Source organism: Microbacterium oxydans, assembly GCF_900095745.1.
Classification (GTDB): domain Bacteria; phylum Actinomycetota; class Actinomycetes; order Actinomycetales; family Microbacteriaceae; genus Microbacterium; species Microbacterium oxydans_B.
In genome coordinates this window covers 1-16178 of sequence record NZ_FMIR01000020.1, presented here as the reverse complement: position 1 = coordinate 16178, position 16178 = coordinate 1, and the positions used below count along the sequence as shown (strand labels likewise).

Sequence of the window (16178 nt, the reverse complement as noted above, 5' to 3'; positions counted from 1 at the left end):
TGGACGGGTGAGGTAGTGTTGTCTCAACCGAAGACCGCTGGTCATCAGGCGTGCGCAAGCACGCAAGATCGAAGCTCTGCACAGCAGGGGCCCGCGCAGGACACGAACTTCTCAAAGCTCCGTGCGCTTGCGCCGGAGCTTTTTTCTGTGCAGGTGGTCCAGGTCGGCGCCCCACCACCGTGCGGCGCCTCGTACACACCAAGGAGTGACCATGGCGCAGAAGGATGCATCGGTCGCCGAGCTCACGAAGTCATTCGAGAACTCGAACGCCGTCCTGCTGACCGAGTACCGCGGTCTGACGGTTGCCCAGCTCAAGGAGCTGCGCAACAGCATCCGTCAGGACGCTGAGTACGCCGTGGTGAAGAACACGCTGACCAAGATTGCCGCCAACAAGGCTGGCATCTCCGCGCTGGACGACGACCTCAAGGGTCCGTCGGCTGTCGCGTTCGTGCACGGTGACTTCGTCGCCACCGCCAAGGCTCTGCGTGACTTCGCCAAGGCCAACCCGCTTCTCGTGATCAAGTCCGGCATCTTCGAGGGCAACGCCCTCACCGCGGACGAGGTCAACAAGTACGCCGCGCTGGAGAGCCGTGAGGTTCTGCTGGCGAAGGCTGCGGGCATGATGAAGGCGACGATGGGCAAGGCTGCCGCCACCATCGATGCTCTTCGCGAAAAGCTGGAGACCGCAGAGGCCGCGTAAGCGACCTGCGATCTCGTCTACAAACCCCATCTATCTAGGAGATACATCATGGCTAAGCTCACCACTGAGGAGCTGCTCGAGCAGTTCGCCGGCCTGACCCTCGTCGAGCTCAACGACTTCGTCAAGGCGTTCGAGGAGAAGTTCGAGGTCACCGCTGCTGCTCCCGTCGCCGTTGCCGGTGCTGCGGGTGGCGCAGGCGCTGCTGAGGCTGAGGAAGAGAAGGACTCCTTCGACGTCATCCTCGAGGCTGCTGGCGAGAAGAAGATCCAGGTCATCAAGACCGTCCGCGAGCTCACCTCGCTGGGTCTCGGCGAGGCCAAGGCTGTCGTCGACGGTGCCCCGAAGGCTGTCCTTGAGGGCGCCAACAAGGAGACCGCCGAGAAGGCCAAGGCTGCTCTCGAAGAGGCAGGCGCAACGGTTACCCTCAAGTAATCGCGACGCTCACGCGTTTCTGATCGAAGGCCCCGGGTTCGCCCGGGGCCTTCGTGCGTCCTGGCGCTTTTCGATGCGTTCAGCGTGGCGGGGCGGTGGAGTTGCGCACCACGAGGGCGGATGCTGCCGACACATGCGCGAGCGGAGCGTCCGGCCGGTCGATCCGCTGCATCAGGAGGCGCACGGCCTCGTGTCCCTGTTCGCGGGGTGATTGGCCGATCGTGGTCAGGGCGAACATGTCGGCGTGCTGATGGTCGTCGATGCCGACCACGCTGAGTTCGGTCGGCACGGCGATACCCAGGCGGCGTGCGGCGATGATCGCGCCGATGGCCGCCTCGTCGCACACCCCGACGATCGCGGTCGGGCGGTTCCGGCGGTCGCCGAGCAGGCCGGCCGTCGCCGCATAGCCGCCCGGCATGGTGGGAGCGGCGCCGGCGACCCGCGCATGCGCGGCGAGTCCGGCGGCCTGTAGCGCGCCACGATAGCCGTCGAGTCGCCGGGCGTCGCCGAGGCTCAGCGCTTTCTCGTCGGCTGATCCCCCGACGAAGGCGATGTCGGTGTGCCCGAGTTCGATGAGGTGTTCGGTGGCGATGCGGGCGGCGGCGGCGTCGTCGATCGAGACGGCAGTGGATCCTTCGCCGTATGGGCCCACGCTCACCAGCGGGCGCCCGGTGAGCTGCAGGCGTTCGAGTTCGCGCGCGCTCGGCTGGATGCCCACCGCGATGATGCCGTCGAAGCGCCGGCCCGGCAGGACACTCTCGAACAGCCGCTCTCGCGTCTGCGATCCTTCGGGCACCCCGTAGAGCGAGAGGTCGTAATCGAGCATCAGAAGGGACTCCTGGATCCCTGCCAGCAGCTCGGCGAAGAACCAGCGGTCGACGGGCGGCATCACGATGCCCACGGTCTGCGTCCGACCGGTGGCCAGGCTCGTCGCGGAGGAGTGCGCGACGTACGACAGCTCGCGGGCGGCATCCGTGACGCGGGAACGGGTGTCCTCCGAGACATAACCGCGTCCACTCAGTGCGCGGCTCGCGGTGGCCTTCGACACCCCGGCACGCGCAGCGACGTCGGCGATCGTGCTCATCGGTCCTCCTCGACCTGATCACGCCGTTGCGTGGGTGGCGGCGCGGTCGCCGCGCCGGTGACAGCGTAGTCCTCGAAGCGATCAAAAGGAACCGGTTCCACACCGTGAGCGAGGGAGCGCTCCCATCCGCGACGTCGAGGTGTGGCGAATGGTTGTGAGCTTGTGACCCTTCCTTGTTGTGCCGGGATATCGATCGCCAGTAGGTTGGCCTGGAATCGGTTCCCTACCGATGCCGAGGGGTGGCATCGCAACAGGTGGGACCCTGTACTCGAAGAGGAGAATTCACATGGCTCTGTCACAGCGTTCACGGCGTTACGCGCCTCTCGCCCTGCTGGGGGTCGCGGGCATCGCGCTCGCCGGATGCGGGGCTCCCGGGGGGACCTCCGGAGGCGGCGGTGGTGGCGGCGGAGACAACACCGTCACGATCTACGGCACGATCGTCGAGGGCGAAGCGGAACTCCTCGCGGAATCCTGGGCGGATTTCGAGAAGGAGAACGACATCGAGATCAAGTACGAGGGCAGCCAGGACTTCGAGACGCAGCTCGGCACGCGCGCGCAGGGCGGCAACCCGCCGGACATCGCGATCTTCCCGCAGCCCGGCCTGTTCGCGGACTACGCGTCGCGCGACCTGCTGAAGCCTGCTCCGGAGGCGGTCAAGAAGAACGCCGAGGAGTACTGGACGCAGGGCTGGGTCGACTTCGGCACCTACGACGGCACGTTCTACGGCGCGCCGCTGATGGCGAGCGTCAAGGGCTGGGTCTGGTACTCGCCCACCAAGTTCGCCGAGTGGGGCGTCGAGGAGCCGACCAGCTGGGACGAGCTGCTCACGCTGACGCAGACCATCAAGGACAAGAGTGGCGCTGCCCCGTGGTGCGCCGGCTTCGAGTCCGGCGTCGCGACCGGCTGGCCGGGCACGGACTGGATCGAAGACCTCGTGCTCCGCAACGCGGGTCCCGACGTCTACGACCAGTGGGTCAAGAACGAGATCCCCTTCACCGACCCGCAGATCAAGGAGGCGTTCGACGCCACCGGTGAGATCCTGCTGAACCCGGAGTACGTCAACGCCGGCTTCGGCGACGTGCGCTCGATCAACTCCACCGCGTTCGGTGACGTGGCGGCGAAGGTCGCCAGCGGTGAGTGCGGGCTGACCCACCAGGCCTCGTTCCTGTCGGGCTTCTACCCCGAGGGAACGAACTTCGCCGAGGACGGCGATGTCTGGGCGTTCCTGACGCCGAGCCCGAACCCGGACGAGACCCTCATCACCGGTGGTGGCGAGATCGTCGGCGCGTTCAGCGACTCCGAGGCGACGCAGAAGGTGCTCGAGTACCTGTCCAGCCCCGAGTGGGCCAACAGCCGTCTCGCCCTCGGTGGCGTGACGTCGGCCAACAAGGGTGTCGACCTCGACGTGGTCGAGGACCCGATCCTGCAGGAGTCGATCAAGCTCCTCCAGGACGACTCGGTGACGTTCCGCTTCGACGGTTCGGACCAGATGCCCGGTGCTGTCGGCTCCGGCACCTTCTGGAAGGGCATCGTCGCCTGGGTCAACGGGACCTCCACCGACGAGGTGCTGACTCAGATCGAGACCGGCTGGCCTTCCAGCTGATCGGATGAGGAGGGCCGCCCCGCGGGGCGGCCCTCCTTCTCACACCCGGTCCACGCATCGCCGCGCCGACCGCTGATCAGCTCCGTCTCATGAAGGGGAATCCATGAACGCGACTGTGTTCTTCCAATGGATCGGGACACTCCCGCCGATCCTCCAGGCACTCGCCGTGGTCATCGCGTTCGCGGTGGTCGTGGTGGTGATCCTGCTGCTCGTCGACATCGCACCGCGCAAGGGTGCTCTCTACACCGGCATCCGCCTCGCGATGTGCCTGCTCATCCCGCTCGCGGTGATGTGGTTCTTCAACTCCTACTACTGGGCCATGGGAGTCGCGGTCGCCGTCGGTGCACTGTTCTTCTTCCTGGACTACCGGTCCCGCGACGGCGCGGGCTACCTGATCCAGCTCGTGGCCTTCATGGCCCCGGCGATTCTGCTGCTCCTCGCCGGCCTCATCCTGCCGTCGATCCAGACCGTCTATGCGTCGTTCTGGAACTCGACGGGCAGCGACTTCGTCGGGTTCTCCAACTATCTCTGGATCTTCACGCAGTCCGACGGCGTGACCTCGGTGATCAACACGATCGTGTGGGTGCTGCTCGTCCCGACGCTCTCCACGATGATCGGCCTCGGGTACGCGGTGTTCATCGATCGCACCCGCGGCGAGAAGATCTACAAGCTGCTGGTGTTCATGCCGATGGCGATCTCGTTCGTCGGTGCCAGCATCATCTGGCGCTTCGTGTACGCCTACCGCGGCCCGGATTTCGAGCAGATCGGTCTGCTCAACCAGATCCTGGTCTGGTTCGGCGGTGAGCCGCAGCAGTTCCTGCTGAACAATCCGTGGAACAACCTGGCGCTCATCGTGGTGCTGATCTGGGTGCAGACCGGTTTCGCGATGGTCGTGCTCTCGGCGTCCATCAAGGGCGTGCCGGCCGAGCTGCTGGAAGCGGCGGAGCTCGACGGCGCCAACGCCTGGGAGCGTTTCAAGTCGGTGACGATCCCGTCGATCCGTCCGGCGCTCATCGTCGTGCTGACCACGATCTCGATCGCCTCCCTGAAGGTGTTCGACATCGTCCGCACGATGACCGGTGGAAACTACGGCACGTCGGTGCTGGCGAATGAGATGTACACCCAGTTCTCGAAGTTCGAGGCGGGTCGCAGTGCTGCGCTCTCCGTCATCCTGTTCATCCTGGTGCTGCCGATCGTCATCTACAACGCACGCCAGATCAAGAAGCAGCGGGAGATCCGATGACCGACACCGTGAAGACAGACGCCGGCGACAGCACGCGGGCCATCACGACCGCGGGCCGGTTCGAGGCTTCGGCCGGTCGCACGCGCAAGCGTCTCAGCCGGCCCTGGGCGAGTGTCGCCGCGATCATCATCGCCGTCATCTGGACCGTTCCGACGCTCGGCCTCTTCATCTCGTCGTTCCGCGACCGGGAAGCGATCGAGACCACCGGCTGGTGGACCGTGTTCACCGACCCTCGACTGACGCTCGACAACTACGCGGCGGTGCTGCAGTCCGGCACCACGCAGCTGACGATCCTGGAGTCCTTCTTCAACTCGATCGTGATCACGATCCCGGCGACGCTCATCCCGCTGATGATCGCGGCGATGGCGGCGTATGCGTTCTCCTGGATCGAGTTCAAGGGTCGCAACGCGCTGTTCATCTTCGTGTTCGCGCTGCAGATCGTGCCGATCCAGATGGCTCTGGTGCCCCTGCTGTCGTCGTTCTCCCGAGGGATCAACCTGTTCGGTGTGCAGGTGACGGAGGGCCTCGACGTCGCCGGCGGCTATGCGCAGGTGTGGATCGCCCACACGATGTTCGCGCTGCCGCTCGCGATCTACCTGCTGCACAACTTCATGTCGGAGATCCCCGGCGAGATCATCGAGGCCGCGCGCGTCGACGGCGCATCGCGCGGACAGATCTTCTTCCGCGTGGTGCTTCCGCTCACGATGCCGGCGATCGCGTCGGTGGCGATCTTCCAGTTCCTCTGGGTCTGGAACGATCTGCTCGTAGCCCTCGTGTTCGCCGACGGCGCCGCCTCTCCGATCACGAAGGTGCTCGCCGAGATCACCGGACGTGGTGAGGGCTGGTACCTGCTCACTGCGGGTGCGTTCGTCTCGATCATCGTCCCGCTCATCGTGTTCTTCGCGCTGCAGCGGTACTTCGTACGCGGCCTGCTGGCGGGGTCGACGAAGGGCTGACGCTTCGGAAGACACAGGGGGACTTTCGTGAGAACGGATGCCGCGGGCGGGCGAAACACAGCCCCGCCCGCGGCATCCGCGCGTCTACCCTGAAGTCATGAAGTACGCAGACTCGATCGTCGACCTCGTCGGCGACACGCCCCTCGTGAAGCTCACTCACGTCACCGAGGGCGTCGCGTGCACGGTGCTCGTGAAGCTCGAGTACCTGAACCCGGGCGGGTCGTCGAAGGATCGCATCGCCGCGCGCATCATCGATGCCGCCGAGGCCTCCGGCGACCTGAAGCCCGGCGGCACGATCGTCGAACCCACCAGCGGCAACACCGGAGTGGGCCTGGCACTCGTCGCTCAGCAGCGCGGCTACAAGTGCGTGTTCGTGCTGCCCGACAAGGTGGGCGACGACAAGATCGACGTGCTGCGGGCCTACGGCGCGGAGGTCGTGGTGACGCCCACGTCGGTCGCGCCGGAAAGCCCGGAGTCGTACTACAGCGTCAGCGACCGACTCGCCCGTGAGATCCCCGGCGCGTTCAAGCCGAACCAGTACGAGAACCCCAACGGTCCGCGCAGCCACTACGAGACCACAGGACCGGAGATCTGGCGCGACACCGAGGGGCAGGTCACGCACTTCGTGGCAGGCGTCGGCACGGGCGGCACGATCACGGGGACCGGGCGCTACCTCCGCGAGGTGTCGGAGGGGCAGGTGCGCATCGTCGGCGTCGATCCCGAGGGCAGCGTCTACAGCGGCGGCACCGGTCGTCCCTACCTCGTCGAAGGTGTCGGGGAGGATATCTGGCCGGGCGCCTACGACCCGACCGTCCCGCACGAGATCGTGGCGGTGGGCGACGCGGACTCGTTCGCCATGACGAGGCGGCTCGCCCGTGAGGAGGGCATCCTCGTCGGCGGATCGAGCGGCATGGCCGTCGTCGGCGCCCTGCGCGTCGCGCGCGAACTGCCCGCGGATGCCGTGATGGTCGTCCTCCTGCCGGACGGCGGTCGCGGCTATCTCGGGAAGATCTTCAACGACGGATGGATGCGCTCCTACGGGTTCAGCGATGTGGAGGAGGGCGAGACCGTCGCCGATGTGCTCGCCGCGCGGCCGTCGCGCCAGGGCGAGGGCATCCCCGACCTCGTGCACGCGCATCCGACCGACACGGTTCTCGAGGCCATCGGGATGATGACGCAGTACGACGTCTCGCAGCTGGTCGTGCTCAGCGCCGAACCGCCCGTCATGATGGGCGAGGTCGTCGGCACGGTCGACGAGAAGGGGCTGCTCGACCTGCTGTTCCGGGGCGAGGCGAGCGCGACCGATGCCGTCGGAGCGCACGTGGGGGAGCGGCTCCCGCTCATCGGCATCCATGCCTCCGTCGCCCAGGCGAAGACGGCGCTCGCCGACGCCGATGCCCTGCTGGTCACGGAAGACGGCAAGCCGCACACGGTGCTGACGCGACAGGATCTGCTCGGGTACCTCTCCCGCTGAGGCGTCGACCACTCTCCCCGCCGCGGCAACGCTCGTGGTGCACCGCGGGTAGTGTCGTCCTTGTGAAGATCGACTGATACCTGTTCATCGGCTCGCTGTTCCTGCTCGTGTTCATCGTGACGAGGTGGGTGGACAGCTCCTTCTGGAACGGACTCGGCGTCGGCCTCGGCCTGGTCAGCCTTCTCGCGCTCGGTGTCGGCATCAGCAACCTTCGGAACAAGAAGCCGCGCGCGCAGCCGTGACGGCCGCGAGCCGCGATTGACGTTCGCGGTTGCTCTCTTCCCGTCGCCTGACCCCGGGCGTAACGGGAGGGTCTCCGCTGCGGGGGCGGTCGTAGGCTGAGGGCATGTCCGACCACGCCTTCGCCACTCGCGCCATCCATGCGGGACAAGCTCCCGACCCGACGACGGGGGCGATCATCCCGCCGATCTACCAGTCCTCCACACACGTGCAGGACGGCATCGGCGGTTTCCGCGATGGCTACGAATACAACCGTGCCGGCAACCCCACGCGGTCGTCGCTCGAGACGCAGCTGGCCGCGCTCGAAGGCGGCGCGAGCGCACTCTCCTTCGCCTCGGGTCTTGCCGCCGAAGACGCTCTGCTGCGCGGCATCCTGAAGCCGGGCGATCACGTGCTGCTCGGCAACGACGTGTACGGCGGCACGTACCGACTGCTCACCAAGGTGCTCTCGCCGTGGGGAATCGACACGACGACGGTCGAGCTCTCGGATGTGGATGTGCTCCGCGCCGCGATCCGCCCCGAGACGAAGATCGTGTGGCTCGAGACGCCGAGCAACCCGCTGCTGAAGATCGTCGACATCGCCCTGATCGCCGAGGTCGCACACGAGTCCGGTGCGATCGTGGTCGTGGACAACACGTTCGCCTCGCCCGCGCTGCAGCAGCCCCTCGCGCTCGGCGCCGACCTGGTCGTGCACTCCACGACGAAGTACCTCGGCGGCCACTCGGACGTGCTCGGGGGCGCCGTCGTGTTCGGCGATGACCGCTTCTTCGATCAGGTGAAGTTCCAGCAGTTCGCGGTCGGTGCGGTATCCGCGCCCCTGGACGCCTGGCTCACCACGCGGGGCATCAAGACGCTCGCGCTGCGGATGCGTCAGCACTCCGAGAACGCGCAGGCGATCGCGGAGTGGGCGGCAGCGCGCCCCGAGTTCGCGCAGGTGTACTACCCCGGACTCGCGGCACACCCCGGTCACGCCATCGCCGCCTCGCAGATGAGCGCCTTCGGCGGGATGCTCTCGCTCGGGCTCGCCGCGGGCGCCGATGCCGCACGGGCCTTCGCCGAGAGCACCTCGCTGTTCCAACTGGCCGAGTCGCTGGGCGGAGTCGAATCCCTCATCGGGTACCCGCCGGACATGACCCACGCGTCGGTGCGTGGCACCGAGCTGGCCGTTCCGGAGAACGTCGTGCGGCTCTCGGTCGGCATCGAGGACATCGGCGACCTGCTCGCCGACCTCGAGCAGGGTCTGGAGCGCATCGCGCGCTGACCTGCCGCCCGGAGCCATCGCGGGGGGTGGGGTCGGGTCGGCGGTAGCATGGGTTCTTTCCCTGGCGAATCGATTCGACCAGGCGCCCCGAACTCTGGAAGGACGTCGTGTCCGACGCTCCCCGCACTGACTCCATCTCCACCGCGCGACCCGACGGGTCGGAGACCGCTCCGGCCGCAGAACCGGAGCGCACCGCGACCGGCAGCATCCGCACCTCCACCGCCACCGGCGCCATCCGCACCCTCGGCGCCAACCCGGCGACAGCGCCCATCATGCTGCACCCCGGGGATGCGATCTCCCTCGGCCGTCGGACGCTGTACATCATCCTCCTCGGCGCGCTCACGGCGCTCGGGCCGTTCACGATCGACCTCTACCTCCCTGCCTTCCCGGTGCTGGAAGAAGACTTCCAGACCACGGCCGCGGCGATCCAGCTGACCCTCACCGGCACGATGATCGGCTTCGCCCTCGGGCAGCTCGTGGTCGGTCCGCTCAGCGACAAGGTCGGCCGCCGTGTGCCACTGATCGCCGTCACCGCCCTGCACGTTCTGGCCAGCGTCGGAGCGGCGTTCGCCCCGGACCTCGGTCTGCTCAGTGCCGCGCGCGTGCTCATGGGTGTGGGAGCGGCGGCCGGTGGCGTCGTGGCCATGGCCATCGTGCGCGACCTGTTCGGCGGCCGCCGCCTGGTCGTCATGCTCTCGCGTCTCGCGCTGGTGTCAGGTGTTGCCCCGGTCATCGCGCCGCTGATCGGCTCCTGGCTGCTGACTCTCATGCCCTGGCGGGGGATCTTCGTCGTCCTCGCGGCCTACGGCATCGTGATGCTGGCCTCGGCGATCCTGTTCATCCCGGAGACGTTGCCCGTCGCCCGCCGACAGGACCGCGGTGGCGCGACGATGCTGCAGCGCTATCGCTCGGTGCTCTCGGATCGGGTGTTCCTCGGTGTGCTGGTGATCGGTGGCATGACCTTCTCGGGCCTGTTCTCCTACCTCTCGGCATCGCCGTTCCTGTTCCAGGTGACGCACGGACTCGATGCGCAGCAGTACGGCCTGCTGTTCGCCGTGAACTCGCTCGGCGTCGTCGCGGGCGTCCAGACCGCCTCTCGTCTCGCCGCCCGGTTCGGACCGCAGTGGGTCATGGCCTACTCCACCGCCGTGCTGCTGCTCGCCGGAGTGGCCATCATCGTCACCGACCAGCTCGGACTCGGGCTCTGGGGAACGGTCATCCCGCTCTTCGTGTTCATGACCGCCTGCGGTTTCACGTTCCCCAACGTGCAGGTGCTGGCGCTGGATCGTCACGGGAAGGCGGCCGGCACCGCGGCCTCCATCATCGGCGCGACCAACTTCGGTGTCGCCGGGCTCATCTCACCGGTCGCGGGCTGGCTCTCCCACGACGCCGGGATCACCGCGACCACCATGGCCTCGGTCATGGTGGTCTGCGCCGCCATCGGCATCCTCTCGCTCTGGTTCGTCGTGCGTCCGCGGACCGTCGGGATGCTCAATCCCTGATCGGCAGGGCCGCGTCCCGCAGAATGGGACGATGGACAGGCGGATGCTGCTGTGGTGGGGAGTGGGCCTCCTCGCGCTCGCGACGGTGCTCGGTGCCCTGGTGGTGTTCGTCTACCCGGAGACACCCGGCTTCGACCACTGGTGGAATGAGACCGTCGCCGGCATCCGGGGCGACTGGCTGCTGCAGTTCGCGCTGGTCATGGACTGGATCGGCGGCGGGTGGGTGGCGATCCTCGGGGTGCCGCTGCTGGTGATCCTCGCCCTCCTGCTGGCGCGCCGGTGGCGCAGTGCGGTGTTCGCGGCCGTGTGCTTCGCCGCGAGCGCCGGTGCGGTGCAGCTGCTCAAGCAGCTCTTCGGAAGAGCGCGGCCGGAGGACATGCTGGTGGTGAGTGACTACGGCTCGTTCCCGTCGGGCCACACTGCGAACGCGGCGACGATCGCGCTCGTGGTCTGGGTGCTCTTCCCGCGGGTCTGGACCGCGATCCTCGGTGCGCTGTGGGTGCTGGCGATGGCGCTCTCGCGCACCTTCCTGTCGGTGCACTGGGCCACCGACACGCTCGGCGGTGCGCTCGTCGGCGCCGGCGTCGTGCTCGTGCTGGCGGCCTGGCTGCTGCCCTGGGTGCAGCAGAAGAAGTCCGAGGTCGACGCGCCGATAGGCTGAGCCGGACCGTTCAGTCAGAGGAGCCTTCGTGTCGCGCATCCGTCCCTACCTCCCCACCGATCGTGCCGCGCTGTACGAGATCTGCGTGCAGACCGCCGACGCGGGGGGAGATGCGACCGGCGTCCTCTCCGACGACTCGCTGTGGGGCGACCTGTTCGCCGTTCCCTATGCCGAGCGGCATCCCGACCTCGCCTGGGTGGTCGAGAGTGACGATGAGCGCACCATCGGGTACATCGTGGCGACGGACGACACCGACGCTTTCTACACCTGGTTCCGCGACGAGTGGTGGCCCGGGCTGCAGGAGCGATACCCCAGGTCTGCGGAGCCCGCGACCCGGGAGGAGCGGATGGTCGAGTACGGGTACGAGCGAGCCCCCGGAATCGAGCCGAACGCCGCCGAGTACCCCGCCCATCTGCACATCGATCTGCTCCCCGAGACGCAGGGGCAGGGGCTGGGGCGCGGTCTCATGGAGACCCTGTTCGCCGAGCTGACCCGCCGCGGGGTGCGCGGACTGCACCTGGGGATCGACCCGAACAACGCCGGAGCGGCCGCGTTCTACGAGCGGCTCGGGATGACGCGACTGCCCGCGGCGCCCGGTGGGCAGATCTACGGCGTGCGCTTCGACGGCTGAGTGAGCCGGGGCGTATCCCGGCGCTCGCTCCTCCCCGAATTCCCGTACTGGAGAGAAACGCAAGAAGGGCCCCCGCTTGCGCGGAGACCCTTCATGCGTTTCTGGCGGTGACGGCGGGATTCGAACCCGCGGTTGCTTGCACAACACACGCTTTCCAAGCGTGCTCCTTCGGCCGCTCGGACACGTCACCAGGAACAACCTGTCCATCCTATCCGATCGGGGGAGGGCGGCGTGACAGACCCATCGCGGGCAGCCCCATCGAGACCTCGGGAATCCTGTGAGCAGAATATTGCATGTCACACGTCAGCTGTATAGCCTCAGATGAGGACAGATCGTGTTCGATCAAGGTCCATGTCTTCTGGGGGAAACATGCAGGACAGCGCGACCACGGCATCACGGCCGAGCCACCGCACGGCCACCGCTTTCGAGCAGTACGTCAGCGGAAGGCGGGGAATCGTCGAGGGCGCCGTGTTCTTCCTCGAATCCGGAGACCACATCGAGGAGGTGCTGCGCGCGGCGGAGCCCTGCGACATCGTGATCGCCCCTGTGCGACATGCCGATCCGCGGACCATCGGATATGACGGCTCCTTCCGCGAGCCCGGCGACGAGATCACCCTCGATGGACGCCACGCCTTCGAGCTGCAGGATTACCTCGCGGCCCCGTTCCTCTCCATCGTCGGACTCACCATCGTCCGCCAGGGGTCGGCGGCGGGGCTCGCGGCCTTCCTCAGCGACGCCGACACCGCGCGAGAGTCGGGCTTCTTCGTGGATCAGCTCCTCAGCGGATTGGTTCTCCTGGACTCGCGCACCTCGTTCGTCCGTGCGGACGACGGCGAGGCCGACCTGGTCCGCCTGCACGTCACCGCGTCCGGCGAGTATCGAGACGGGCCGGATGGGCTCCGCCTCGGCAGCGTGGGCGATGAGCGGGCCGACGTCGAGGCGACGGCCGCGGAGAGCAGCAGTCGCGGCCGGGCGTTCGCGCGGATCGTCGACCCCCGCGTGCTCGAGGCGGATCTCGACGACAGGCCCTGGCTCGCGAGGTACGTCGCCGCTCTCGACCTGCTGCGGCAGTGGGACGGTGCCCTGACACGGCCCGCCATCTCGGGTTTCGGCGGACACCTCGTCCGAGCTCTCGATGAGGGCGCCGCCGCGGCCGTCGCCTCTGAGGCGCCTTTCCTGGTGACGGGTGACGGCGAGGAGTACATCCTGGTCGATCCCGTGAGCCTCAGACGCTTCCGGCTCGGGGTCGACGCCGCGCGCGCAGCCGAGTGCCTGCTGGCGACCGGGGACGAGGCAGCGGCGTCGGTGATGCTCGCCACCGAACTCGGACGGCGCACGGGGGAAGCAGCCGAGGTGCTGCGGGACGTCCGCGGGAGGTTCGCGCAGGCGGGTCTCGATCTCGTCTTCTACGGGCGGAGCGGCGAGTGATGCGCGAGGCCACCGCGCCGCGGCCGGCACTCTGGGAGAGCCTCACACCGCCCAGCATGTGGGGGCGCCTACAGGAGCACGCGGTCGCGGCTGCGGGCGTGCGGGTCCGCACGGCCGACGGCATCACGCGACTCTGTGCGACGAGCGGGCTCTGGAACGTTCCGCTCGGCTACGGGAATGAGGCCGTGGCCGATGCCGTGGGGGCGGCGTTGCGGTCCGCCTCCTATCTCTCCCTCTTCCGCTCCTCGCACTCCTACGCTCAGGAGGCGGCAGAGATGCTCCTGGCGCGGGCGGGTGACTACGCGCGTGTCATCTTCGCGACCTCCGGAGCGGCGGCGAACGATCTGACGATGAAGCTCGTGCGTCAGGCGGCTGCGCTGAAGGGCGCACCGCAGAAGAACCTCGTCGTCGGAACACAGGGCGGATACCACGGGCTCAGTTACGGCGCCTTCGCCCTTACCGGCGAGGCGCTGGGCCAGTCCGTGTACGGCGTGGATCGGCGGGCGGTGAGGCACGTCTCCCCGCATGACGGCGGGGCGCAGCTGCGGACGCTGTTCGCCAGGGAAGGAGATCGGATCGCCGCTCTCGTGCTCGAGCCCGTGCAGGGATCGGGGGCGATCGTCCTCGACGAAGAGTTCCTCGCGACCGTCGCCGAGATCCGGGCGTCGTTCGACGTCGTACTGGTCGCCGACGAGGTCGCGACGGGGTTCGGACGCACCGGTCTGCTCTTCGCCTCGGAGCGCTGGGCCGTCGCCCCCGACGTGCTCCTGCTGTCGAAGGCACTGACGAACGGGGCGGCGGCGGCATCGGCTGTGCTCGTCTCCGCGGAACTCTGCGATGTCTTCGACAGCCGCGACGCGATGTTCGTGCATGCGGAGACGCAAGCCGGTACCCCTGCCTCCTGCGCAGCCATCCTGGCTGCCGCGTCGGAGTTCGACCGAATGGATGCGCTCCGTCTCTCGCAGGAGCTGGGCGCGGCGCTGGACGGGACGATTACGCGGATCGCGGCACATCCCAACGTGGTCGACACCGGCGGGATCGGCTGCTTCCGGTCCGTGGTTCTCGCGCGGGACGGACGGCCTTTCGACGGCGGTGAGATCGCGGGAGTCGTGGCCGCGGTGCGGAAAGCAGGGGCGATCGTGCAGCCGGGACCGGGCTGCATCCAGGTGATCCCCGCATACCTCTACGGCAGGACGGAGCTCGACGAACTCGAGACCGCGATCCTGCACGGCATCGACGACCACGAGCGCGCCGCGTGAACGCGCTGAGGGAGGCTCACAATTCGGCACGGGTGACGGCGGGAAGCGGAGCGACCTCGGCCGTCCTCTCCCGACTCTCGCTGGGCGAGCGGCCGCTCGTCGTGCGCGATGCGGCCGTCGACGGGATGAGTATGTCGCTGCCAGCGGGAGCCACCGAACTCCGCATCGATGCCCAGGAGGTCGACGCGGGCACGATCGCCGGAATCGTCTCCGCCGGGCACGATGCGACTGCGGTCGTGGCGCTCGGCGGAGGCACCATCCTCGACGCCGCGAAGATCGCACGGCTCCTGATCACGACACCGCGATTCGCCCTGCCGCTGCGCAGGCTGACGGCACGCAGTGGCTTCGTCCGTCTGCCCGAGGCGGACATCAACCATGACCAGGAGCCGCCCCTCGTCGCCGTCCCTACGACCATCGGTACCGGCTCTGAGGTCAGCAGCGTCGCCTGTCTCGTGACGCCGTGGGGGCGTCGCCTCCTCTTCAGCCCCGCGCTGCTTCCCGATCATGCGGTCCTCGACCCCTTGCACACCGCCAGCCTGCCTCGACTGCTGCAGATGGAGGGACTGATCGAGGTGATCCTCCGCGTGCTCGGCCCCGTGATCGGGAGCAGGGTCGATCTCGCGGCCGATCACGATGCCGAGTCGATCGTGAACGGCGCAGCGCGGATGGGCGAACGGCTCAGGCTCAGATCCCTCACGCCCGAGGAACGTCTGTTCGCGGGGCAGCTCAGCGCAGCGAGCCATCGCAGCTGGGCCCTCGTCGGGCGGGAGAGCTATGCGGCGAAGCACTGGTACCTGGCGAACGAACTGGCCTGGGTGACGGGTGCCCGGAAGATCCCGGCGACCCTGTCGATCCTGCCGACCATCTGGGGTGCCATCGCCGACGGCGACCGGCGCTGGGGCTCGACCGAGAGACTCGCGTCAGCCTGGTCCTGGGTCCGCGCCGTCATGCCCGAGCTTCCCCTCGATATCCGCGATGGCCTCGCGACACTGTTTCAGCGCTGGGGACTGCGCACCATCGATGCGCCGAGCGCATCGATGCGTATGCAGGCATCCGAGCGGGTACGCATCTCTTGGGGTGGATCGCTGCCGGCGCTCGGGCGCATCGCCCCGGAAGCCATCGATCAGATCTTCGCGGCGTCGTTTTCGGCGGGCGCGGATCCGATCACGAAGCGACGAGAGGAGGTGACATGACATGACCACCGCACTGAACCTGCGGATCGAGGAATTGCCGACGATGGACGCCCCATCCGAGTGGACGGACTTCGTCAACGGAGTCGGCACGGGCATGGCGATCGTCGCCATCATCGCCGCTCTCACCTGAGTGGCGGACGCCCGGAACGGTACGACAGAGGAGGTGAGAACACATGGAGATCTCAAAAGATCTGCGCTTTGAAGAACTGGAGTCGATGGACACCCCCGACTTCTGGACCTGGTATGCCGCGGTGAAGATCGGCGCCGTCATCGCCATCATCGGCATCGCGACGTGATCCGCGATCGATCGCAGCAGACCTCGCCCGAAGGAGGTGAGCACATGGATCTGAGTTTCGAGGAGATCGAGGCGATGGACGCCCCCGAGCCCTGGTACATCATCGTCGGCGACATCATCATCATCATCGGCGCGGCGGTGGCCATCACCTGATGGGTGCGGGGCGTAGTCGGGTCGCCGTTCGGCAGCCATGCCCCCATCAGCTACGCCCCGCAC

Annotated in this window: 17 protein-coding genes and 1 tRNA gene; 16 read left to right on the top strand and 2 right to left on the bottom strand. The window is 67.7% G+C overall.

Annotation, left to right across the window (positions count from 1 at the left end; all coding sequences use genetic code 11):
* The first annotated feature begins 211 nt into the window (after nucleotides 1–211).
* Nucleotides 212–700: a 50S ribosomal protein L10 gene (gene rplJ, locus BQ2383_RS19120; protein WP_029261006.1), complete on the top strand. Its 489-nt coding sequence runs from the start codon at nucleotides 212–214 to the stop codon at nucleotides 698–700.
* Between the two features lie 48 nt (nucleotides 701–748).
* Nucleotides 749–1132 (top strand): 50S ribosomal protein L7/L12, encoded by a 384-nt coding sequence (rplL, locus tag BQ2383_RS19115; protein ID WP_091037745.1) that lies wholly within the window; start codon nucleotides 749–751, stop codon nucleotides 1130–1132.
* Nucleotides 1133–1211: 79 nt separating this feature from the next.
* Here rplL and BQ2383_RS19110 read toward each other — a convergent pair whose 3' ends face one another.
* Nucleotides 1212–2216 carry a LacI family DNA-binding transcriptional regulator gene (locus tag BQ2383_RS19110; protein ID WP_091037742.1) on the bottom strand — a complete coding sequence of 335 codons (1005 nt, stop codon included), beginning with the start codon at nucleotides 2214–2216 and terminating at the stop codon, nucleotides 1212–1214.
* A 286-nt stretch (nucleotides 2217–2502) separates the two neighbouring features.
* On the opposite strand from BQ2383_RS19110, the gene BQ2383_RS19105 reads away from it, so the two are divergent.
* The 8 genes from BQ2383_RS19105 to BQ2383_RS19070 all read left to right on the top strand — a co-directional run bounded on the left by BQ2383_RS19105 (nucleotide 2503) and on the right by BQ2383_RS19070 (nucleotide 11787).
* Complete coding sequence (locus tag BQ2383_RS19105; protein ID WP_029261009.1) at nucleotides 2503–3819, top strand: ABC transporter substrate-binding protein; 1317 nt, start codon at nucleotides 2503–2505, stop codon at nucleotides 3817–3819.
* A gap of 103 nt (nucleotides 3820–3922) precedes the next feature.
* Nucleotides 3923–5062 (top strand): carbohydrate ABC transporter permease, encoded by a 1140-nt coding sequence (locus BQ2383_RS19100; protein WP_091037740.1) that lies wholly within the window; start codon nucleotides 3923–3925, stop codon nucleotides 5060–5062.
* On the top strand, nucleotides 5059–6018 hold the full coding sequence (locus tag BQ2383_RS19095; RefSeq protein WP_091037737.1) for a carbohydrate ABC transporter permease: 960 nt from the start codon (nucleotides 5059–5061) through the stop codon (nucleotides 6016–6018). Before BQ2383_RS19100 ends, BQ2383_RS19095 begins: the two co-directional genes overlap by 4 nt.
* A 97-nt stretch (nucleotides 6019–6115) precedes the next feature.
* Entirely contained in the window at nucleotides 6116–7492 is a 1377-nt protein-coding gene (locus BQ2383_RS19090; RefSeq protein WP_091037734.1) for a cystathionine beta-synthase, read from the top strand.
* Nucleotides 7493–7838: 346 nt separating this feature from the next.
* Nucleotides 7839–8993: a cystathionine gamma-synthase gene (locus BQ2383_RS19085; protein ID WP_091037731.1), complete on the top strand. Its 1155-nt coding sequence runs from the start codon at nucleotides 7839–7841 to the stop codon at nucleotides 8991–8993.
* A 107-nt stretch (nucleotides 8994–9100) separates the two neighbouring features.
* Nucleotides 9101–10495 (top strand): multidrug effflux MFS transporter, encoded by a 1395-nt coding sequence (locus tag BQ2383_RS19080; RefSeq protein WP_208617707.1) that lies wholly within the window; start codon nucleotides 9101–9103, stop codon nucleotides 10493–10495.
* Nucleotides 10496–10526: 31 nt separating this feature from the next.
* On the top strand, nucleotides 10527–11156 hold the full coding sequence (locus tag BQ2383_RS19075; protein ID WP_244176068.1) for a phosphatase PAP2 family protein: 630 nt from the start codon (nucleotides 10527–10529) through the stop codon (nucleotides 11154–11156).
* Between the two features lie 28 nt (nucleotides 11157–11184).
* Nucleotides 11185–11787, top strand: coding sequence for a GNAT family N-acetyltransferase (locus tag BQ2383_RS19070; protein WP_091037725.1), 603 nt, complete (start codon nucleotides 11185–11187; stop codon nucleotides 11785–11787).
* A gap of 102 nt (nucleotides 11788–11889) precedes the next feature.
* On the opposite strand, the gene BQ2383_RS19065 is transcribed toward BQ2383_RS19070, so the two are convergent.
* Nucleotides 11890–11977 (bottom strand) — tRNA-Ser (locus BQ2383_RS19065).
* Nucleotides 11978–12138: 161 nt separating this feature from the next.
* Between BQ2383_RS19065 and mpaB the strand changes: the two genes are divergently transcribed.
* Genes mpaB through BQ2383_RS19630 form a run of 6 tightly spaced genes read left to right on the top strand, consistent with a single transcriptional unit; the run spans nucleotide 12139 to nucleotide 16115 of the window.
* Nucleotides 12139–13215 (top strand): daptide biosynthesis RiPP recognition protein, encoded by a 1077-nt coding sequence (gene mpaB, locus BQ2383_RS19060; RefSeq protein ID WP_244176067.1) that lies wholly within the window; start codon nucleotides 12139–12141, stop codon nucleotides 13213–13215.
* A complete protein-coding gene (gene mpaD / locus BQ2383_RS19055; RefSeq protein WP_244176066.1) occupies nucleotides 13215–14474 on the top strand; it encodes a daptide-type RiPP biosynthesis aminotransferase in 1260 nt (419 codons plus the stop codon). The genes mpaB and mpaD overlap by 1 nt, the downstream gene beginning before the upstream one ends.
* A gap of 32 nt (nucleotides 14475–14506) precedes the next feature.
* Nucleotides 14507–15667, top strand: a complete 1161-nt coding sequence (locus BQ2383_RS19050) for an iron-containing alcohol dehydrogenase (RefSeq protein ID WP_167381671.1) — start codon at nucleotides 14507–14509, stop codon at nucleotides 15665–15667.
* 1 nt (nucleotide 15668) lies between these two features.
* Complete coding sequence (locus BQ2383_RS19620; RefSeq protein WP_272953142.1) at nucleotides 15669–15797, top strand: daptide-type RiPP; 129 nt, start codon at nucleotides 15669–15671, stop codon at nucleotides 15795–15797.
* A 43-nt stretch (nucleotides 15798–15840) separates the two neighbouring features.
* The gene (locus BQ2383_RS19615) at nucleotides 15841–15963 is read left to right on the top strand and encodes a daptide-type RiPP (protein ID WP_269319680.1); all 123 of its coding nucleotides are present in this window, start codon (nucleotides 15841–15843) and stop codon (nucleotides 15961–15963) included.
* Nucleotides 15964–16007: 44 nt separating this feature from the next.
* The gene (locus BQ2383_RS19630; RefSeq protein ID WP_308162157.1) at nucleotides 16008–16115 is read left to right on the top strand and encodes a daptide-type RiPP; all 108 of its coding nucleotides are present in this window, start codon (nucleotides 16008–16010) and stop codon (nucleotides 16113–16115) included.
* The last annotated feature ends 63 nt before the right edge of the window (nucleotides 16116–16178 follow it).